The sequence below is a fragment of the Pseudomonas sp. AK-TSAG1-1 genome, from assembly GCF_056821665.1.
Map to the genome: position 1 here is coordinate 3,264,645 of NZ_CM165965.1, position 20,536 is coordinate 3,285,180.

General features: G+C 61.1%; 15 protein-coding genes. 5 read left to right on the top strand and 10 right to left on the bottom strand.

Annotation, left to right across the window (positions count from 1 at the left end; all coding sequences use genetic code 11):
* Positions 1 to 3: 3 nt before the first annotated feature.
* Genes AC1UK9_RS14485 through fdnG form a run of 3 tightly spaced genes read right to left on the bottom strand, consistent with a single transcriptional unit; the run spans position 4 to position 4,681 of the window.
* Positions 4 to 669, bottom strand: coding sequence for a formate dehydrogenase subunit gamma (locus tag AC1UK9_RS14485; RefSeq protein WP_473015803.1), 666 nt, complete (start codon positions 667 to 669; stop codon positions 4 to 6).
* On the bottom strand, positions 666 to 1,601 hold the full coding sequence (gene fdxH / locus AC1UK9_RS14490; protein ID WP_482577756.1) for a formate dehydrogenase subunit beta: 936 nt from the start codon (positions 1,599 to 1,601) through the stop codon (positions 666 to 668). Before fdxH ends, AC1UK9_RS14485 begins: the two co-directional genes overlap by 4 nt.
* A gap of 14 nt (positions 1,602 to 1,615) precedes the next feature.
* Positions 1,616 to 4,681, bottom strand: coding sequence for a formate dehydrogenase-N subunit alpha (fdnG, locus tag AC1UK9_RS14495; RefSeq protein WP_482577758.1), 3,066 nt, complete (start codon positions 4,679 to 4,681; stop codon positions 1,616 to 1,618).
* A gap of 310 nt (positions 4,682 to 4,991) precedes the next feature.
* Here fdnG and AC1UK9_RS14500 point away from each other — a divergent pair, with 310 nt between their 5' ends.
* From AC1UK9_RS14500 to AC1UK9_RS14515, 4 genes are all read left to right on the top strand, one after another.
* Positions 4,992 to 6,146 carry a MalY/PatB family protein gene (locus AC1UK9_RS14500; protein ID WP_482577760.1) on the top strand — a complete coding sequence of 385 codons (1,155 nt, stop codon included), beginning with the start codon at positions 4,992 to 4,994 and terminating at the stop codon, positions 6,144 to 6,146.
* A gap of 199 nt (positions 6,147 to 6,345) precedes the next feature.
* Complete coding sequence (locus AC1UK9_RS14505) at positions 6,346 to 7,203, top strand: glucose 1-dehydrogenase (RefSeq protein ID WP_473015807.1); 858 nt, start codon at positions 6,346 to 6,348, stop codon at positions 7,201 to 7,203.
* Between the two features lie 6 nt (positions 7,204 to 7,209).
* Positions 7,210 to 8,553, top strand: coding sequence for a cation:proton antiporter (locus AC1UK9_RS14510; RefSeq protein ID WP_473015808.1), 1,344 nt, complete (start codon positions 7,210 to 7,212; stop codon positions 8,551 to 8,553).
* 189 nt (positions 8,554 to 8,742) lie between these two features.
* On the top strand, positions 8,743 to 9,039 hold the full coding sequence (locus AC1UK9_RS14515; RefSeq protein WP_482577762.1) for a hypothetical protein: 297 nt from the start codon (positions 8,743 to 8,745) through the stop codon (positions 9,037 to 9,039).
* A 54-nt stretch (positions 9,040 to 9,093) separates the two neighbouring features.
* On the opposite strand, the gene AC1UK9_RS14520 is transcribed toward AC1UK9_RS14515, so the two are convergent.
* From AC1UK9_RS14520 to AC1UK9_RS14535, 4 genes are all read right to left on the bottom strand, one after another.
* Positions 9,094 to 9,630 (bottom strand): hypothetical protein, encoded by a 537-nt coding sequence (locus AC1UK9_RS14520; protein WP_473015809.1) that lies wholly within the window; start codon positions 9,628 to 9,630, stop codon positions 9,094 to 9,096.
* 77 nt (positions 9,631 to 9,707) lie between these two features.
* Positions 9,708 to 11,630, bottom strand: coding sequence for a hybrid sensor histidine kinase/response regulator (locus AC1UK9_RS14525; RefSeq protein WP_482577764.1), 1,923 nt, complete (start codon positions 11,628 to 11,630; stop codon positions 9,708 to 9,710).
* Between the two features lie 72 nt (positions 11,631 to 11,702).
* Positions 11,703 to 13,988, bottom strand: a complete 2,286-nt coding sequence (locus tag AC1UK9_RS14530; protein WP_482577766.1) for an ATP-dependent DNA helicase — start codon at positions 13,986 to 13,988, stop codon at positions 11,703 to 11,705.
* Positions 13,985 to 15,637: a VRR-NUC domain-containing protein gene (locus AC1UK9_RS14535; protein WP_482577768.1), complete on the bottom strand. Its 1,653-nt coding sequence runs from the start codon at positions 15,635 to 15,637 to the stop codon at positions 13,985 to 13,987. Before AC1UK9_RS14535 ends, AC1UK9_RS14530 begins: the two co-directional genes overlap by 4 nt.
* Positions 15,638 to 15,842: 205 nt before the next feature.
* On the opposite strand from AC1UK9_RS14535, the gene AC1UK9_RS14540 reads away from it, so the two are divergent.
* Entirely contained in the window at positions 15,843 to 16,067 is a 225-nt protein-coding gene (locus AC1UK9_RS14540) for a YgdI/YgdR family lipoprotein (protein WP_025109636.1), read from the top strand.
* A gap of 71 nt (positions 16,068 to 16,138) precedes the next feature.
* On the opposite strand, the gene AC1UK9_RS14545 is transcribed toward AC1UK9_RS14540, so the two are convergent.
* From AC1UK9_RS14545 to AC1UK9_RS14555, 3 genes are all read right to left on the bottom strand, one after another.
* Positions 16,139 to 16,513: a hypothetical protein gene (locus AC1UK9_RS14545; protein WP_025109635.1), complete on the bottom strand. Its 375-nt coding sequence runs from the start codon at positions 16,511 to 16,513 to the stop codon at positions 16,139 to 16,141.
* Positions 16,514 to 16,752: 239 nt separating this feature from the next.
* Complete coding sequence (locus AC1UK9_RS14550; RefSeq protein WP_482577771.1) at positions 16,753 to 18,606, bottom strand: polyurethane esterase; 1,854 nt, start codon at positions 18,604 to 18,606, stop codon at positions 16,753 to 16,755.
* A gap of 200 nt (positions 18,607 to 18,806) precedes the next feature.
* The gene (locus AC1UK9_RS14555; RefSeq protein WP_473015814.1) at positions 18,807 to 20,495 is read right to left on the bottom strand and encodes a polyurethane esterase; all 1,689 of its coding nucleotides are present in this window, start codon (positions 20,493 to 20,495) and stop codon (positions 18,807 to 18,809) included.
* Positions 20,496 to 20,536: the final 41 nt, after the last annotated feature.

The window sequence follows — 20,536 nt, forward strand, 5'->3', positions numbered from 1 at the left end:
AGGTCAGCCCTTTTTGGTGATCGGTCGCTGCGGCACATCCGGATTGCGTTCATCGCGGGTGATTTCGCGGTACCAGAGTTCGTGGTGTTTCTTCGCCCAGGCACGGCTGACCCAGCCATGCAGCATCGCGTCCACCGAGCCCTTGATCCACAGGCCGGCATAGATGTGAACGATGATGCTGAGGATCAGCACAAACCCGGCCAGCGCATGCAGAAGCATTGCCCAACGGATCACGGTGATGCCGAAATACGCACTGAAATACGCGCGCCAGATCACCAGCCCGGTCAACAGCAACCCGAGCATGCACAGCAGTAAAGTCCAGAACAGCATCTTCTGCCCGGCGTTGTACTTGCCCACCGGCGGCACGCTTTCTTCATCGTTGACCAACACCCGATCAATGCGGCGCATCCACTTCCAGTCGTTGTCGATAAAGAAATTCGAGCGCCAGAAGCGGAAGACCAGGCCAAGGAACAGCACAAACATCAGCACGCCCATGAACGGGTGCAGAATCCGCGTCCACGGCCCGCCGCCGAACAGGTTGGTCAGCCAGAACATCGACGGATGAAACAACGCCAGCCCCGACAGCCCGGCCATGAAGAACAGAATCGCCACCAGCCAGTGATTGGTGCGCTGGTTGGCGGTGTAACGCAGGATCGTCTTGTTGCTCATGGCCGGTCCTCCCCGCGTGGATCGAAGGTGTGCACCGCCGGATCAACAACGTGCACCGAAGTGTCCGGCGGCGCGGGATGGTCATCTTCTTCGGTGCGGTTCGGCCCGATCCGCACGTAGTGGAAGAATCCGGCCAGCACCGCCGCGCCCATCGCCAGCAGGCCCAGCGGTTTGCTGATGCCTTTCCACAAGCCCACCAACGGGCTGATGCTCGGGTCCTGCGGCAGGTTGGCGTAGATCTTCGGCGTGTCGGCGTGGTGCAACACGTACATCACATGGGTGCCGCCGACGCCTGGCGGGTCGTACAGACCGGCGTTGTCGAAGCCACGGCTTTTCAGGTCGACGATGCGTTCGGCGGCGTGTTCCTTCATGTCTTCCTTGCTGCCGAAGACAATCGCCCCGGTGGGGCAGGTTTTCACGCAAGCCGGTTCCAGCCCCACCGCCACCCGGTCCGAACACAAGGTGCATTTGTAGGCCTTGTGATCCTTCTGCGAAATCCGCGGAATGTTGAACGGGCAACCGGTGATGCAATAGCCGCAGCCGATGCAGTGGTCCTGATCGAAATCGACGATGCCATTGGCGTGCTTGATGATCGCCCCGGGACTGGGGCAGGCCGCCAGGCAACCCGGCTCGGCGCAATGCATGCAGCCGTCCTTGCGGATCAGCCACTCCAGATTGCCGGCGTCGGTTTCGTGTTCGGTGAAGCGCATCAAGGTCCAGGTTTCTGCGCTCAGGTCCTGCGGGTTGTCGTAGGTGCCATGGTTGTGGCCGACCTCGTCGCGCAGCTCGTTCCATTCCGAGCAGGCGACCTGGCAGGCCTTGCAGCCGATGCATTTGGTGGTATCGATCAGCTTGGCGACTTCCTGCTGATTCCTCACCGAGGGCGGCACCGTGGTGGTGGCCGAGCGGGCAATGATGTCTTGGCTGGCCATCTATAGATTCTCCATCAGAGCTTCTCCACGTTGACCAGGAATGACTTGGATTCCGGGGTCTGTGTGTTGCCATCGCCAAGAAACGGCACCAAGGTGTTGGTCAGGTAACCGTGTCGCGTCTGACCGGTGAACCCCCAGTGCAACGGGATGCCGATCTGATGCACCACCTGACCGTTGACTTGCAGCGGCCGGATGCGTTTGGTCACCACCGCGACCGCCTCGATGAACCCGCGCTTGCAGCTGACCCGCACCCGATCCCCGGCCGCAATGCCCTTCTCCTTCGCCAGCACTTCGCCGATCTCGACGAACTGCTCCGGCTGGGCAATCGCATTCAACTTGCAATGCTTGCTCCAGAAGTGGAAATGCTCGGTCAGCCGGTAACTGGTGCCGGCGTAGGGGAAGTCCTTGGCTTCGCCGAGGCTTTCCCAGACCGAATCGAAGATCCGCGCCGCCGGGTTGCTGGTGGCTTTCTTGTTTTGCGGGTGCAGTGGGTTGATGCCGATCGGCGTTTCAAACGGCTCGTAATGTTCGGGGAATGGCCCTTCGTTCATCTTGTCGACGGCGAAGAACCGCGCCACGCCTTCGGGGTTCATGATGAACGGGTTCATCCCGGCTTCCGGCGGCACATCGGCCTTGTAGTCCGGCACGTCGGTGCCGCCCCAGGCCTTGCCGTTCCACCATACGAGGCGTTTTTTCGGATCCCACGGTTTGCCCGAGACATCCGCCGATGCACGGTTGTAGAGGATCCGCCGATTGGCCGGCCACGCCCAGGCCCAGCCCAGGTGCTGGTGCATGCCGTACGGGTCGGCGTTGTCGCGTCGGGCCATCTGGTTGCCGGCCTCGGTCCAGCTGCCGGCGAAGATCCAGCAACCGGACGCGGTGCTGCCATCGTCCTTGAGCTGCGCGAACGCCGCCAGTTGCGAGCCGGCCTTGACCGCCACACCGCTGGCGTCGGTGAAGTCGACCATGGCGCTGCCGTTGATTTCCTTGGCCAGCTCCTCCGGCGATGGCTCATCCGGAATCTTGTACGGCCACGACAGTTTCAGCAGCGGATCGGCGAATTTTCCGCCCTCGGCCTGATAACGTTTGCGCAGGCGCAGGAACAGCTCGCTCATGATGCGGATGTCGGTCTGCGCTTCGCCCGGGCCGTCGGCGCCTTTCCAGTGCCATTGCAGCCAGCGGCTGCTGTTGACCAGCGAGCCGTCCTCCTCGGCAAAGCAGGTGGTCGGCAGCCGAATGACTTCGGTCTGGATCTCGGCGCTTTTCACGTCGTTGTACGGCCCGACGTTTTGCCAGAACTCCGAGGTTTCGGTGGCCAGCGGGTCCATCACCACCAGCCATTTGAGTTTGGCCAGTGCGCCCATTACCCGGTTCTTGTCCGGCAGCGCGGCGATCGGGTTAAACCCTTGGCACATGTAGCCGTTGACCTTGCCCTGACTCATCAGGTCGAACATCTTCAGGACGTCGTAGTTGGGGATGTCGAGCTTCGGCAGATAGTCGTAATTCCAGTTGTTCTCAAGCGTGGCGTTGGCGCCGTACCACGACTTCATCAGGCTGACGTGGAATTTGCTGTAGTTCTGCCAGTAGGACAATTGCCCCGGACGCAACGGCATCTGCGTGCGTTTTTTGATGAAGCCGTTGTAGTCCTGCTCGGCATCGCTGCCCAGGGTCAGATAACCCGGCAGCGAGTTCGACAACAACCCGAGGTCGGTCAGGCCCTGAATGTTCGAGTGCCCGCGCAAGGCGTTGACGCCCCCGCCCGGCATGCCGACGTTGCCCAGCAGCAATTGCACCATCGCCGCGCTGCGAATGATCTGCGCGCCGATCGAGTGTTGCGTCCAGCCCAGGGCATAGAGAATGGTCATGGTCTTGCCCGGCGTGGAGCACGTGGCAATCTCATCCCAGATTTTCTGCATGGCATCGACCGGCATGCCGCAGATCTGGCTCGCCAGATCAATGTTGTAACGGCTGTAATGCTGCTTCATCAGTTGATAGACGCAGCGCGGGTCCTGCAGGGTCGGGTCGACCTTGGCAAAACCATCCTCACCCAGCTCGTAACCCCAGCCGGACTTGTCGGTATAGGTGCGCTTGGCCGCGTCGTAGCCGCTGAAAATACCGTCTTCAAAGCCATAGCCGGCCTTGACGATGAACGAGACGTCGGTGTAATTGCGCACGTATTCGTGCTGGATCTTGTCCTCGGTCAGCAGGTAATTGATCAGCCCGCCCATGAAGGCGATGTCGGTGCCGGTGCGGATCGGCGCGTAATAGTCGGCCACCGAAGCGGTCCGGGTAAAACGCGGGTCGACCACGATCAGCCGGGCAGCGTTGTGCGCCTTGGCCTCGGTCACCCATTTGAAACCGCACGGATGCGCTTCTGCTGCGTTGCCACCCATGACCAAGATCAGATTCGCGTTGGCGATATCGGTCCAGGTATTGGTCATGGCACCACGGCCGTACGTCGGGGCAAGACTTGCCACCGTCGGGCCGTGTCAGACACGCGCCTGGTTATCGAACCCCAGCATGCCGAGACTGCGAATCACCTTCTGGGTGATGTAACCCGCTTCGTTGGACGCTGCCGACGCTGCGAGGAACCCGGTGGTGAGCCAGCGGTTAACCGTTTGCCCGGTAGCGTTCTTTTCGATGAAGTTGGCGTCGCGGTCGGCCTTCATCAGGTCGACGATGCGATCCAGCGCTTCGTCCCAACTGACGCGGGTCCATTCGCTGCTGCCGGGCTTGCGCACCTGCGGGTATTGCAGGCGGCCCGGGCTATGAATGAAGTCCAGCAGGCCGGCGCCTTTCGGGCACAGGGTGCCGCGGTTGACCGGGTGGTCGGCGTCGCCCTCGATGTGGATGATATTTTGCGCGACGTTCTTCGCGGCATCGCCCTGGCTGTACATGATCAATCCGCAACCGACCGAGCAATACGGGCAGGTGTTGCGGGTTTCATGGGTGTGGGCGAGCTTGAAGTGACGCACCTGCTCGGCGAAGGCCAGCGTCGGGGCCATGCCCAACGCGCCCAGGCTAGAGCCTGCAAGGCCGATACCGGCGACCTTGAAGAATTGACGACGGCTGAGATCCATCGTGCACTCCTGATCAGGTGGAACCCGGTACTGGTGCCGGGTTTTTTCTGGACAAACACGGTGACGGCAGAAAGGCTGCCGACTTTTTCACTGTAGACAAAGACCACACACTCTGTGTGAAAACCGACCGTCGGCCGTTTGTCGGAACTGTATTCACACCGCTCGTTGCAGGCATGAGCCTGCTTGCGATAGCGGTGGGTCAGCTTGCTCAAATGTTGAATTTAAAACCGCAATCGCGAGCAGGCTCGCTCCTGCAGGGGTTGCGGCTTATCATGGCGGCCATGAACAACCCGCCTTCACGAGACCGCGCATGACTTTCGATTTTGATCAGGTATTCGACCGCCACAACACTGGCAGCACCAAGTGGAGCCGCTACCCGGCCGATGTGTTGCCAATGTGGGTCGCTGACATGGATTTCGCTGCGCCGCCGGTGATCATCGAGGCTCTGCAGCAGCGTTTGCTGCACCCGCTGGTGGGTTACAGCGTGGCTCAGGACAACCTGCGTGAGGCCATCGTCGCCGACCTGTGGAACAAGTTCGCCTGGAAGGTCAAACCGCAGGAGTTGATCTTCCTGCCAGGCGTTGAGTCCGGTTTCAACATGGCTTTGAAAGCGCTGGTGCAGCCGCAGCAGAACGTCGTGGTGCAAGTGCCGAACTACCCGCCGCTGCGCCATGCGCCGGGCCACTGGGGACTGAACAAGGTCGAACTGGAATTCGTCGCCCAGGCCGACGGCACCTGCGCCACCCCGCTGGAGACCCTGCGCGACGCGCTGAACGGTGGCGGCGCCCTGCTCCTGAGCAACCCGCACAACCCGATCGGCAAGGTGTTCGGCCGTGAAGAGCTGCAAGCCGTGGCCGATATCTGCGCGGTACAGGACGCCTGGATCATCTCCGACGAAATCCACGCCGAGCTGTGCTTCGACGGCCGCGTGCACATTCCGACCGCCTCCCTGAGCCCGGAAATCGCCAAGCGTACGATCACCCTGATGTCGGCCAGCAAGGCTTACAACATTGCCGGCCTCAAGACCTCGTTCATGATCATCCAGGACGCTGCCCTGCGTGAACGCGTCAACCACGCCCGTTGCGGCATGGTCGACAGCGTCAACCCGCTGGGCATGGAAGCGACCCGAGTCGCCTACAGCGAAGGCGCACCGTGGCTCGCCGAGCTGAAAACCTATCTGCAAGCCAACCGTGACTGGCTGGTGAATGCGGTGCGCAGCCGCTTGCCGGGCGTGACCATCAATGTGCCGCAGGGCACTTACCTGGCGTGGCTCGATTGCTCGGCGCTGGAGCTGGAAAACCCGCAGCAGTTCTTCCTCGAACAGGGCAAGGTCGGCCTCAGCGCCGGTCTCGACTTCGGCGATCAACACCAGCAATTCGTGCGCCTGAACTTCGGCTGCCCGCGCTCGCTGCTCGAAGAAGGCATCACCCGCATGGAGCGTGCCCTGACTCACCGCAATACCTGAATTCTCAGATAACCCCTTGTGGGAGCGGGCTTGCTCGCGAAAGCAGTGTGTCAGGCGACATCATCGTTTACCGACACACCACCTTCGCGAGCAAGCCCGCTCCCACATTGGTTTTGCGGTCATCCAACATCCGATCGAACTCACGGCAAACCGTCCGGGTCAACCGCCCATACCAGCCCTGAGACCTCGGAGACCCGCGATGACCGACTATCCAAAACCACCCTTCCCCGCCCAGGCCCAAGCGGTGCCCGGTTCGCAAAGCAAAATGCAGCCGTCCCCCGATTGCGGCGAACAAAGCTACGTCGGTTCCGGGCGACTGGCTGGCAAGATCGCGCTGATCACCGGCGCCGACAGCGGCATCGGTCGCGCCGTGGCGATTGCCTTCGCCCGCGAAGGTGCAGACGTCGCCGTGGCATACCTCAACGAACATGACGACGCCAGAGAGACCGCGCGCTGGGTCGAACAGGCGGGCCGCCAGTGCCTGCTGCTGCCCGGCGACATTGCGCAAAAGGCCCATTGCCAGGCGCTGGTCGACAAGACCGTCGAACGCTTCGGGCGCATCGACGTGCTGGTCAACAACGCTGCATTCCAGATGACCCACGAAACCTTCGAAGAAATTCCCGACGAAGAATGGGTGATGACCTTCGACGTCAATATCACCGCAATTTTCCGTCTGTGCCAGGCGGCGCTCAAACACATGCGCCCCGGCGCGTCGATCATCAACACCAGCTCGATCAACTCCGATTTGCCCAAACCTACACTGCTGGCCTACGCCACCACCAAAGGCGCGATTGCCAACTTCACCGGCGGACTGGCGCAGTTGCTCGGGCCGCAGGAAATCCGCGTGAACTGCGTGGCTCCCGGGCCGATCTGGACGCCATTGATCGTCTCGACCATGCCGGATGAAGAAGTGCAGAATTTTGGCGGCAATACCCCGCTCGGCCGCCCCGGGCAACCGGTGGAAGTGGCGCCGATCTATGTGCTGCTGGCCTCGGATGAAGCCAGTTACATCACCGGTCAGCGCTACGGCGTGACGGGTGGCAAGCCGATGCTGTGATCAGACATGAGCTTTGTCATCTGGGTCGCGGTGCTCGGTGCCGTTTTGCTGACCCTCGCGCTGACCTCTTCGTATCTGCGCTGGATGCCGGTCACCACCTCGGCTGTGTGCCTGTTGCTGGGGATCGGCATTGGCCCCAGCGGCCTCGATCTGCTGAAACTGTCGGTGGAAAACGCTGCTGTGTGGATGGAGCACCTGACGGAAGTCGCGGTACTGTTTTCGCTGTTCGTCTGCGGACTCAAGCTGCGTCTGCCGCTGCGCGATAAACGCTGGCGGATCGCATTCGGGCTGGCGGGACCGGTGATGGTGTTGACCATCGCCGGGGTCAGCCTGTTACTGCATTGGGGCCTGCAATGGGCTTGGGGGCCGTCGCTGCTGATCGGCGCGATCCTGGCACCGACCGATCCGGTGCTCGCCGCGCTGGTGCAGGTCAACGATGCGCGGGACGTCGACAGCGTGCGTTTTGGCCTTTCCGGTGAAGCCGGATTGAACGACGGGATTGCCTTTCCGTTCGTGATTCTCGGGCTGTTGCTGATTCATGGCGAAGGCAGCCCCGGCGAGTGGCAGGACTGGGTGTTGCGCAGTGTGTTATGGGCGGTTCCCGCAGGACTGCTGACCGGGTACTGGATGGGACGCGGCATTGGTCGGGTGACACTCTCGCTGCGCATTCGTAACGACGACAGTACGCTGAGCCCGAATGATTACCTGGCACTGTCGCTGATTGCCCTGGCCTACGTCGGCGCGGACGCCATCGGCGGTTATGGGTTTCTGGCGGTGTTTGCCGCGGGCCTGGGCTTGCGTCAGGAAGAAGTGAAGTCCACGGGCGCCAGCCAGCCGCCTGCCGAACATCTGGTGCAGCCGGTAGTCGGCCATCAGAACATCGAACCGCAGCACGCTGTACACGGTGATACCGAACGACTGGAAAGCAGTCAGGTCGCCGCCGGGATCATGATGGGCGACATGCTGTCGTTCGGCAGTCTGGTGGAACGGGCGATGGAAGTGTTTCTGGTGACCCTGCTCGGCGTGGTGCTGGTGGCACATTGGGACTGGCGGGCGCTGCTGGTAGGCGCGGTGCTGTTTTGTGTGGTGCGTCCGGCCTGCGTTGCGCTGATGCCGTGGGGCGCGCTGCTCGACGCGCGTCAGCGGCTGTTGATCGGCTGGTTCGGCATTCGCGGGATCGGCAGTCTGTTCTACCTGTTTTATGCCTTGAACCATGGCCTCAGCGCCCCGCTCACCACGCTGTGCACCGACATCACGCTGTCGGTGGTGGCGCTGAGCATTTTGCTGCACGGCATCAGTACTCAGCCAATCCTCGCCCGCTACGAACAACGGCAAAAACGAAAAACCTGATTTTTCCAGCGCATGTTGTTGGGTTAACCCATCGAACTTTCTTCTAAAAATAAATGGATCCCTCTGCAGATTCCGGCAGTCACAACCATAACCCCTCGCTGGATGCACTCGGCGGGGTCCGGCAGGTTCGGTTCCCCTGCGGCTTGCAGCCCATGCAAAGGAATCTTTGAAAATATCAAGGTTACGGTCATGAAAGAATGCTCGACTCCTGCACAAATCAAGGCTTGCAGGGCTTTGGCCCTGGAACGCAATCGTCAATTGTTCGACGACGCCCATACCCTCAACCGAACGGCTCACGAGCTGTTGGAGGCGGACAATCTGGATATCGAGCAATTTGAGCGCTATCGAGCGCTGCGCCGCAAAGCCGATGCGAAGTTCGAGGAAGCTATCGACCATTTGTGCGTTCTCAACGAGGACTTTCCGCCGATTCCAATGTCGCCGCATCATTCGCAGGAATTGCGTCGGCAGCTTGAAACCGTCGAATAAACCGCACACGAAAAAGCCCGGCTGCAAAGTCCGGGCTTTTTCTTTGGCCGGCGATCAGCCTCCGGGGTTGGTCACCTGAATGAACACCGCATAAATCCCGAGCAGCATCCAGAACGTGGCAAAAATCCACGGTGTGCGCACCGAAAACAACAGCGATTTGCGATAGCCCTTGTGGCTCGACTCCATTTCACTGAACAGCGGCGACTCGTCGTAGGCCAAGCCCATGATCGGCTCGCTGCGCAACAGCTCGCTTTGCTTGTAGTGCCAGTGGTCGATGATGTCGTAGGCCGCGCGTATCCCCGGCCAGGCATTCAGCGAACTGAGCAGCCCGAGCAGCGCCAGAAACGGCGGCACGACGAGGGTGAACAGCTTGCCCCATTCCGGATTGAGATTGGCCATGCACGACGCAAAGGCAATCACCAGAAACGATTGCGCCGCCAGATAGGCATCGGTGCGGTTGGCCAGAATGCTGGTTTCGTACTGGATTTCCTTGCGATAGAAATCCAGCCGTTCTTTGGGAGAGCCGAACATTTTCGCGTTGTGTTCGGTCAGTACGTCTTCGGCAGTGGGCTGGGTCAGGATGCGAGGCAAGGGACGCATGCTCCGGGGCAGGGAAAGTGTTTAGAAGCACCCCGTCACGCACTAGTTCAGCCGGATATGTGGCCCGTTCATTTCATCGACTGGGCGATGATCTCCACCAGATTGAGTTGGGTGAACGGCTTGGGCAGACGCGGCAGCTGAGCCGCAAAGCCTTCCAGGCGTTCGGCGTATCCGGTGGCCAGGATGATCGGCAGATCCGGTTTGAGCAAACGCACCGCGTGGGCCAGTTGCGCGCCGCTCATCTGCGGCATGGCCATGTCCGTGATCAACAGGTCGATGACCTCGCCTTGATCGAACAATTGCAGAGCCTTGGCTCCGGAGGTTGCACTGACCACCCGATGGCCGAGGTCTTCAAGCAACAACGTGGTGCTGGTCAACACCAACGAGTCATCGTCCACCACCAGTACACTGAGCCGTGGCACCGCCACCGGTTCAGCATTCGTATACACCAATGGCGTGCTCACACCGCCCGCTGCCACCGGCAGCCAGAGCTCTGCCGCAGTGCCATGACCTTTTTGGCTCTTGAGAATGAAGCGGCCGCCGAGTTGCTCGATGAATCCATGCACCATCGATAACCCCAGCCCGGTGCCCTTGCCCAGGCCTTTGGTGGTGAAAAACGGATCCCGGGCCGATGCCATGGTCAATTCATCCATGCCTTCACCCGTGTCGATCAGACTCAGGCAGACATAACGCCCTGCCGCCATCGGCGAATGGCTTTGCTCAAGAACCACCTCCGGTCGTGCGCTGATCACCACGCTGCCACCCTCGGGCATGGCGTCCCGGGCATTGGTCGCCAGGTTGAGCACTGCCAGTTCCAGCTGATTGGTATCGGCCAGCACCGGCTCCAGGTCGGCGGGCATGGCGGTTTCGATTTTGATCCCCGGCCCCAGTGAGCTGCGCAACAGCCCGGTAATGCCTTGCACCAGTTGCGCGACATCGACCGGCTCGGTCTTCAGCTCCTGACGCCGGGCAAAGGCCAGCATGCGTTGGGTCAGCGACACGCCACGCAAGGCACCTTGGGTGGCGTTTTCCAGCAGGCGCTTGAGTTTCGGGTCATCACCAACGCGCTTGCTCACAATTTCAAGATTGCCGAGGATCACGGTCAACAGGTTGTTGAAGTCATGGGCGATGCCGCCACTGAGTTGGCCGATGGCCTGCATCTTCTGCGCCTGGAACAATGCTTCGCGGGTTTTTTCCAGTGCCTGTTGCGACTGATGAGCCTCCGTCACGTCGCGGGTAATCTTGGCGAAACCGAGCAGGGTCCCGGTGTCGCCGCGGATGGCATCGATCACCACATGCGCTAGAAACCGGCTGCCATCCTTGCGTACCCGCCAGCTCTTGTTTTCGAAGCGACCTTCGCGGGCTGCGATTTCCAGCGCCCGTTGCGGTTCGCCGCGCTCACGGTCCTGTGCGGTGTAGAAGATCGAGAAATGCTCGCCGATGATTTCTTCCGGCAGATACCCCTTGATCCGCTGCGCGCCCTGATTCCAGTTCGACACCCGACCGTCAGGACTGAGCATGTACAGGGCGTAGTCGGTCACCCCCTGCACCAGCAGACGGAACTGCTGCTCGCTTCGCTTGAGGGTTTCTTCGGCCATCTTGCGGTCGGTCAGGTCGCGAGTGATCTTGGCAAAACCCAGCAGCGTCCCGTCCGGATCGATGATCGGATCGATCACCACATGGCACCAGAAGTGTGTGCCGTCCTTGCGTACCCGCCAGCCCTCGCCTTCGAATCGCCCTTCGCCGATTGCCGTGTCCAGCGCCCGTTGCGGCAAGCCGGCCGCGCGATCCTGCTCGGTGTAGAAACGTGAGAAGTGCTCGCCGAGAATCTCTTCCCTTTCGTAGCCCTTGAAGCGTTTGGCGCCGGAGTTCCAACTGGTGATGATGCCGTCCGGGTCGATCATGTAAATCGCATAATCGACCACCGCATCGATCAGCAGACGAAAACGCATCTCCTCGATCGCGGCGGTTTTGCTCGGGTTCTCACTCATCAGGTTCACCGCTGTTTTTTTCCTGGTACAAGTATGCGGCAATCCGGCGCGTTGGGAAGGTGCAAACGCGCTTCAATTCACGGCGTGATCTAAGGAAGAGTCCGCGCCGAGGCACCACCAGCGCGGCAACAATTGCTGGATACGCGGTTCGGCAAACCGGTCGTCAATCAGCATCACCACACCGCGATCCTGGCGCGTGCGAATCACCCGGCCGGCAGCCTGCACCACTTTCTGTACGCCCGGATACAGATAGGTGTAGTCGTAACCGCTGCCGAAAATCGCCGCCATGCGCCGCTTCAACTGCTCGTTGACCGGGTTGAGCTGGGCCAGGCCCAGGGTGGCAATGAACGCTCCGATCAGACGTGCCCCGGGCAAGTCGATACCCTCGCCGAATGCACCGCCCAACACGGCGAAGCCGACGCCCTGGCTCTCGGCGGTGAATTGGTCGAGAAACGCCTGACGCTGCCCTTCGGCCATGCCCCTGGACTGTTGCCACAGGTTGATCTGCGGATGGCGTTCGGCGAGCAGTGTCAGCACCTGTTGCAGGTAATCGAAGCTGCTGAAGAACGCCAGGTAATTGCCCGGGCGCTCACTGAACTGGCGGGCGATCAGTTCGACGATCGGCTCCAGCGACGCCTGGCGGTGGTTGAAGCGCGTGGAAATCCGGCTGACGATCTGCACCTGTAACTGTTCGGCACTGAACGGTGACTCAACGTCAATCCATACTGTGTCGGCGGGCGTGCCGAGCAAGTCGGCGTAATAGTGCCGCGGGCTCAGCGTCGCGGAGAACAGCACGCTGCTGCGCGCCGCGTTCAGGCGCGGGCCGATGAACGCGGCCGGCACCACATTGCGCAGGCACAGCTGTGACAACGGCCGTTTACGGTCGAGGTCGCGCTTGCTGATATCGAACAGGTAATGCTCGTCGAACAGCTCCGCCACCCGGCCGAACTGCAGCATGTCGAAATAGAAGGTCTGCAGGGCGCTGTCGAGTCCCTGCGGATGATCGTTGAGGTAATCGCCAATGGCCGCGCTGCACAGGGAAACCGCTTGCAGCAGTTTCTCCGGGGCCTTGTCGTAGGCCTGATACGGGGCCAGTTGTGGCTGATGCAGTGCGTTCCATTCACGGTTGACCCGTTGCAGGGATTTCTTCAGGGCTTCGGGAGCCGATTTGCGCACGCTGGCCAGCGCGGCCTGATCGAGACTGGCGCTGTACATCGACCGCCCACGTTCGACCAGGTTGTGCGCTTCGTCGGCCAGTACCGCAACTTTCCACTGATTGAGCTGGGCGAGACCGAACAGCAGTGCACTGAAATCGAAGTAATAATTGTAGTCCGCGACCACCACGTCGGCCCAACGGGCCATTTCCTGGCTCAGGTAATACGGGCACACGCTGTGCTGACGGGCAACATCGCGCATCGCTGCCTGATCGAGCAGACGGACCCGGCTGGCCGCCTCCCGGGCGGCGGGCAGTCGGTCATAAAAGCCTTGGGCCAACGGGCAGGAATCGCCGTGACAGGCTTTGTCCGGATGCTCGCAGGCCTTGTCCCGGGCGACCATCTCCAGCACCCGCAAGGGCAAGTTTTCACCCTGATCGAACAACACCTGGCTGGCATCCAGTGCCAGCTTGCGTCCCGGGGTCTTGGCGGTCAGGAAGAACACCTTGTCCAGTTGCTGCGGCGCCAGCGCCTTGAGCAGCGGGAACAGCGTGCCGAGGGTCTTGCCGATTCCGGTGGGCGCCTGGGCCATCAGGCAGCGGCCGATGCTGACGGCCTTGAACACTGATTCGGCCAGATGCCGCTGACCCGGGCGAAAGTCCGCGTGGGGAAAAGCCAATGTCTGCGCGGCCAGATTCCGCGCCTCGCGATGGGCCATTTCCTGTTCGGCCCAGTCGAGGAATAACCGGCACTGTTGCTCGAAAAAGCCCTGCAAGGCGGACGCGCTGAAGGCCTCGACCAGGCAGGTTTCCTTTTCGCTGACGATGTCGAAATACACCAGCGCCAGGTTGATCTGCTCAAGCGCAAGCTTGCGGCACATCAACCAGCCGTAGATTTTCGCCTGCGCCCAGTGCAGCAGGCGATGGTTGGCCGGTTGTTTGCTCAGGTCGCCGCGATAGGTTTTGACTTCTTCCAGGCAGTTTTGCGCCGGGTCATAGCCGTCCGCCCTGCCCTTGACCTTCAGTTGCAGGAACTCGCCTTCCAGCGCCACTTCACTCTGGTATTTGTCGCTGCGCCGCGAGGCTACGGTGCGGTGCCCGAGCATGCCTTCGAGCGCTGTCGGCGAGGGGGTAAAACGCAAGTCGAGGTCGCCGGTCTTGGCGGTGAACTCACACAGCGCGCGCACCGCAATGCTGTAGCTCAAGCGCTCTGCTCCGCCCATTGCACGTAACACACTGCGACCGGCATCTGGTGTTCGTGGCAGAACTCCAGCCAGCGCATCTGATTGTCCTGCAAGCGGTCACCGGGACCTTTGACCTCGATCATCCGGTAGGTCTTGTGTTGCGGCCAGAACTGGATCAGGTCCGGCATGCCGGCGCGGTTGGCCTTGATGTCGAGCAGCAGGCGATTGAACCAGTGCTTGAGGTGTTCGGCCGGCAGACAGGCCAGCGCTTGCTCAAGCAGCTCTTCGTTCAACGCGCCCCAGAACACGAATGGCGACTGCACGCCCCATTTGGCCACGAAGCGCTCACGAATGGTCGCGGCATAACGGCCGTCGTCGAGTTCGTCGAGACAGGCCCGGAACAGATCGGCGCGGCGTTGCTGGAAGTCCTCATTGAGCAGGTCCACCGGCCCGCGTTGAAACGGATGAAAGAACGCCCCCGGCAGCGGCGCGAAGATCGCCGGCCAGCACAACAGGCCAAACAGCGAGTTGATCAGGCTGTTTTCCACGTAGTGCACCGGGCCGGCGTCTTCGTGCAGATGCGCCTGCACGTAGTACTCCACCGACAGCCCCGGGTCGGTGCGCGACAGTTGCAGGTCGAGGCGCTCAACCGGTCGCGGTGCTGCCCGTTTGAGCGGCGGCCCGCCGAGTTTGCGCCGCAGTCGCGGCAGCATCCGTTGCAGGCTCTGCTGCTCGGCGGCGCTTTGCGGTGCCTGCTCGGCGAGGGTGGCGAGTTCCAGCGCCAGTGCGTATTCGCCGCAACGCTCCAGCACCCGGATCATTCGCTGCCGGGCACCGGGGTACGCGCATTCGCGGTAAATGCTCAGGGCCAGGGCAAATTCGCTGATGCGTTCGCAGTACTGGCCGATCTGGAACAATACCTTGCCGCGCCGGCGTTGCAGCCACGGGTTGGCAAACTGCAGCGCAGTGACCTGTTCGACGATGGTTTCCAGCGGTTCGCCGGCCTCGAAGCGCAACTGGCAGTGATGCAGGAACAGGCAGGCGTCAACGTCTTCGCGACTGCGCAGGCCGCGGGAGTCAGCGCAGAACTCGACTTTCTCATAGGTGAAAATGCCGAGATCGGCAAGCACGAACTCCGACCAGTCCTGATACAGGTTGCCGAAGAACATCAGACGCAGGCGGTCGCACAGGTTCATGATGGACAGGCTGAACAAGCGCTCGTCGAGCGTCGGCGCCCAGTCGCACAGACTGCGCGGTTCGTTGAACTGCTCGGTCAGTATCGACAGCCAGTCATCCTTGCGCCCCTTGGGTTGCTCGATGAGGCTACCGAAGGCCTGCAGGAGTTCGGCCTTGAGCAGCACGTCGAACACCTCGGCCACCGTTAACAACGCCTGATCGTCGAGCCAGCCGTGACTCAGCAACGGTTGCGCGGCGTCGTTGATGTCACCGATTTCCGGGTAGTCGAGCTTGCCGAGGCGAAAATGCACGCCCTTGCGCATGACCATGCGCACCAGCAAACCCTGTGAGGGACGTGCCAGTGTCTTGAAGTCGCGGATAAACCCGTGCTCGGATTCACTCATCACATCGGCATAGCGAAGCTCAAGCCAATCAAGCACTTGGCGAAAGTTGTTGAGGTAATAGAACGGATCGTCGAGGGGGTTGGCAGTCACGGGAATTCAGGGCCATGGCGAGCGAGTACTGGTTATGCGTACAGATACCAGCTCTGCCCCGTCGCGTGCAAACGGAAAAAGATCAATGGCAGCGGCAATCGGAATTTTTTCAGGGTGCCATCGAACTTTTCCCGGCTGGATGGCACCAACCGCGTTAGAGACCAAAGACGGTCAATTCATATGCAATGAGGTATTTGAGGTGGGTATGAACATCAAGACTCTGGGTCTTCCCCTGGCGGTAGCGGCCCTGCTGGCATTGGCCGGCTGCTCGACGCCGACCGTCGTGACCTTGCAGAACGGCACTCAGTATTTGACCAAGGACATGCCGAAAACCAAGAACAAGGACGGTTTCTATGAGTTCGAGGATATTTCCGGGGCTAAAGTGAAGGTCCGCTCCGATGAAGTGGCAACGGTGCGCAAGGAAGACTGACCACCCGATAACCCTGTAGGAGTTGCCGAAGGTTCCTACAGGGGAGCGTTATCCGACAAGCATTGTGGGTGTTAATCGAAAGCAGGCAGGCCCACGATGCTGTTATCGCAGCTGAAATACTGTTCGCCCCGGCGCGCCAGTTCTGTTTGCAGACGTCGGCAGCGCTCCAGATCCTGTTGGGTCATGCGGTCGATGCTCAGGTTGCCGGTGGCTTGCGCTTGTTTGTCGTCACCCCGGCGAAACGTCACGAATGGCTGTTCGGGCTGGATCTGAAACAGGCTTTTCTCTTCGACCGGCTCGACCGCTTCGGTCTTCGCCGGCTTGGGCAGTTGATCGCTGCTGATCCCGTAACGGCTCAGAATCGAGGTTGGAGGCAGATCGGCCCAGGCATTGGCCGATAACAGCGCCAGTCCGACAATCCCGACATACCCCTTGAACCTTCTCACGTGTGCATCTCCTGTACTCAATGGCAGCTAGCTATAGAACGTGTGTGCACGTGCTGGCTTTAGGCCGCTTCTGCTGTTTGCAGAGCTTTTGAGTCAGGGAGTGGCTGTCGAGTCACTTCTAATACCGAGTTAAATTCTCCGCGAGCAGGCTCGCTTCCCCAGGGGCTATGTCAACGACACAGATCCAGTGTGGGAGCGAGCCCGCTCGCGAAGAGGCCCTTACCGGCGCCACCTCAACCTCAGGCGATCACAACGCCATCGGCGTGCAGACTGTTGAGCGCCACCCCGACCAGCGTCACCGAGTCATTGCCAAACGTCAGTACCGTGTCCTGTCCAACCGTCGCGGCATGGGCGCGGAAGTCGTCGTTCGGCAACACGCCCTGCACGCCGAGGAACACCAGTTTGTCGTTGGACGTAAAACCGACCACCCGGTCCTGACCGAATGCGCCATTGAACAGGAACGTATCCGCCCCGCCCCCCGACTCCATCAGGTCATTGCCGGCGCCACCGACAAACACATCGTTGCCGGCGCCGCCGATCAAGTGGTCATTGCCCTCCAGACCAAACAACCAGTCACCCCCGGCATGCGCCTTGAGCGTGTCGGCGCCGCTGGTGCCCTTCACGCTGGACTCGTACTGCGTGACGTTGTTACCGACCTTCAGGCCGCTGGCCGTCACGCTATGGGTCACGTCGTCCTTGAACAGGCCCCAGAGGAAGCCGGGCTCCTTGGTAACGATGCTGCCGATGTCGCGGGTGATGCTGATCCCGCCGTTGGCGTCGCGGATGTACAGATTGCCGGCACCGTCGTTGGCGAAGTCGAACTTGTTCACCGATTGCTGCAAGTCGAGGGTGTTGTTGCCGGCGCCGCCGAGGATGACGTTGTAGCCGCCACCGTCACGGAAGGTGTCGTTGCCGGCGCGACCTTCGAGGTAGTCGTTGCCGCTGCCGCCCTGGATCAGGTCATTGCTGTCGCTGCCGATGATGAAGGTGCTGCCCTTGTGGGTTTCGGCGTTACGGTTCAGGTCCTGCACCCAGGTGTTCGCCCGCGCCGGGTCCGACAGGTTGGCGACAATGATCGTCGAGTCCTTGCTGGTGAGGTCATAGAACTTCGACTCGATGATCCGGTTCATGCCGTCGCCGTACGCGGTGGGCAGGTGCGAGATCCAGGTGGGGATGTTGATAATCGAGAACGGCAGCAGATTCCACGCCGTCGAGGCGTAGTGATCGTTGAAGCTGACGATGTTGTCGGTGGCCGACTCTTTGGGTGCATCGTGCACGCCGACCGAGGCGCCGGTGAAGGTCGAGCCGTCGAGGGCGCGGAATACCGGATCGTTTTCGTAACCGACGTTGAGCACTTTGTCGGTGCTGCTCTGGGTGGGCGAGGCGTAGGCGATGTAGTTGGAATCGGCGAAGAACCCGCCCCACTTGCCGCCACTCAGGTCGGCCATGCTGTTGACCGCCAGCCCGCCGAGGCTGTGGCCGCTGACGAGCACGTCCTTGCCGGTGAGGCCGTTGGCCTTGGCGAACGCCACCACATCGTTGAGCAGATTGCCGAACGCTTCACCGACGTAGTTCTTGGCGTAATCCTTGGGGCCGAAGGCTGCCAGCAGGTCGTTGATCACGTCGCCAATGGAGTCGAGGATGAGGTTTTCCCGCGGGCCGCTGGTGCCGCGAAAGGCCACGCCGATTTCCGTGAGATGCCCCTGGGCGTCGTACTTGCCGAGGATTTCGACCTGCGCGGTGGTGTAACCGGCCTTCTCGCCGAAGAAGGTTCCCCGGGCGTCAGTCTTGCCGTCGTAACCCAACTGCGAAGCAGTGATGGGTGTCCAGCCCGCCTTTTTCACCGCATCGAGGGCAAGTTTTTCCGAGTCGGGGTTCCATGGAATACCGGGAATCACCCCTTGCGAATCGGTGCCGCCGAGCAGCGCCGTGACCAGCGTGGCGGGCAGGCCGATACCGAATCCGTTGTGCTGATATCCGGCGGCAAAGCCATTATCGAGGTTGTGGTAGGAATACAGCGTGATCGCCATGGCATCGCTGAACAATGCCTTGGAATCGGCTGTGCCGAAGTTCTTGTAGTCATACACACCCATTGCTATTGCCTCTCTCTTTGTTGGAATTGTCAGAGATAGCTCACAGCCAGGGCGCCCCTCACGGGCACGCCCCGGAGCATTTTCACTACTTACACGTCAAACCTGTGGGAGCGAGCCTGCTCGCGAAGGCGGTGTATCAGGTACGAATACTTCAACTGACACACCGCACTCGCGAGCAGACTCGCTCCCACATTTGTTGCTTAGGCGAAGACGAAAGACGCGTCCGACAGGTTAGCCACTCCAACCCCGACCAGGGTCACGGCATACTCGCCAATCTTCAGCACGGTATCAGCGCCGGACTGCGCAGCATGCTGCTTGTAGTCATAGCCCTGCCCCGCACCTTCGACCCCCATGAACACCAGTTTGTCGCTGCCCTGATAGCCATTGATCGCGTCGAAGCCGAACGCGCCGCTGAACAGGAAGGTGTTGTTGCCACCCACGGCGGTCATCACGTCGTTGCCGGCGCCACCGACGAAGGTCACGTGGCCCTTGTCGCTGATCAGTTTGTCATCACCGCCCAGACCGAACAGCCAGTCACCGTCAGCGCTGGCGTGCAGCGCGTTGCCGTACGCATCGCCGTTGAGCGAATGGGTGTACTGAGTCAGTACGCTGCCATTGGTCAGGCCTTTGGCAGTGACGCCCCAGGTGATTTCCTTGCTGCCCCACCACGAACCCGACTCCTTGCTCACCAGCGCGCCGATGTCGCGGGTCATGCTGATGCCGCCGTAGGCGTCGCGCACGTACAGGGTGCCGTCACCGTCGTTGGCAAAACTGAAGTTCTGCAGCGGTTTCTGCAGTTCGAACGTGTTGTGGCCCTGGCCACCGAGCAGGATGTTGAAACCGCCGTCATCGCGGAAGCGGTCATCGCCGCCCAGCCCTTCGAGGAAGTCATTGCCCGCCCCACCCTTGAGCCAGTCGTTGCTGTTGGTGCCAATGATGAAGGTGCTGCCGGTGTGCGGCTCGCCGCTGCGCCCCAGATCCTCGACCCAGGTCTTGCCCCGGGACGCTTGCTCCAGGTTGGAGACGATGATGGTCGAGTCCTTGTGCGTCAGGTTGTAGAACGTCGAATCGATCACCCGGTTCAGGCCATCGGCATAGCCCAATGAGCCATGGGCCGACCAGTTCAGCGGATTGACGATACTGAACGGCACCAGATTCTGCGCGGTGGACGCGTAGTTGTCGTTGAAGTTGACGATGTTGTCGGTGGTCGACTCGTGCGGTCCGTCGTGCTTGCCCAGCGAACCGCTGCTGAAGGTGGTGCCGTCCAGCGCACGGAACACCGGATCGTTTTCGTAACCGATGTTCAGCACGTTGTTGCCGGTGCTGCTCTGGGTCGGTGAGGCGAACGCAATGTAATTGGCGTCCTTGAAGAAGCCTCCCCAGTTGCTGCTGCTCAACTCGGCCACGCTGTTGACCCCGAGACCACCGAGGCTATGACCGCTGAACAGCACGTCCTTGGCCGCGATGCCATTGGCAATGGCGAACGCAGCGACAGCCTTGAGCAGGTTGTCGAAGGCGTTTTTCGCGTACTGACTCGCGTAATCCGACGGTCCGATGGCGGCCAGCAGGTTGTTCTTCATGTCGCCGAAGGTGTCGCTGTAGCCCAGCCCGCCGGTGCCACGAAAGGCCACACCGATACCGACCAGCTTGCCGGCCGCGTCGTACTTGCCGAGCACTTCAGCCTCGGCGCTGGTGAAACCGTCCTTCTCGCCGAAGAACGTGCCTTGCGCCCCGACCTTGCCCTGGTAGCCCAGCGCCGTCGCGGCAACCGGCTTCCAGGCGGTCGCCGGCAAGGGCTGGCCCGTCGGGGTGTAGGCATACAGCGTCAGCGCAATGGCGTCGCTGTACAACGCTTTGCCATCGGCATTTTTGTAATCGAACAATCCCATGTTGTGCTCTCTCTTCCTTCAAAAACGGCAGCCCCCTGCGG

Excerpts from the sequence above, each read along its gene's own strand:
- AC1UK9_RS14485 (WP_473015803.1), bottom strand. The coding sequence starts at position 669 with ATGAGCAACAAGACGATCCTGCGTTACACCGCCAACCAGCGCACCAAT.
- AC1UK9_RS14550 (WP_482577771.1), bottom strand. The coding sequence starts at position 18,606 with ATGGGTGTGTATGACTACAAGAACTTCGGCACAGCCGATTCCAAGGCA.
- AC1UK9_RS14515 (WP_482577762.1), top strand. The coding sequence starts at position 8,743 with ATGAAAGAATGCTCGACTCCTGCACAAATCAAGGCTTGCAGGGCTTTG.
- AC1UK9_RS14500 (WP_482577760.1), top strand. The coding sequence starts at position 4,992 with ATGACTTTCGATTTTGATCAGGTATTCGACCGCCACAACACTGGCAGC.
- AC1UK9_RS14505 (WP_473015807.1), top strand. The coding sequence starts at position 6,346 with ATGACCGACTATCCAAAACCACCCTTCCCCGCCCAGGCCCAAGCGGTG.
- AC1UK9_RS14555 (WP_473015814.1), bottom strand. The coding sequence starts at position 20,495 with ATGGGATTGTTCGATTACAAAAATGCCGATGGCAAAGCGTTGTACAGC.
- fdxH (WP_482577756.1), bottom strand. The coding sequence starts at position 1,601 with ATGGCCAGCCAAGACATCATTGCCCGCTCGGCCACCACCACGGTGCCG.
- AC1UK9_RS14510 (WP_473015808.1), top strand. The coding sequence starts at position 7,210 with ATGAGCTTTGTCATCTGGGTCGCGGTGCTCGGTGCCGTTTTGCTGACC.
- AC1UK9_RS14525 (WP_482577764.1), bottom strand. The coding sequence starts at position 11,630 with ATGAGTGAGAACCCGAGCAAAACCGCCGCGATCGAGGAGATGCGTTTT.
- AC1UK9_RS14540 (WP_025109636.1), top strand. The coding sequence starts at position 15,843 with ATGAACATCAAGACTCTGGGTCTTCCCCTGGCGGTAGCGGCCCTGCTG.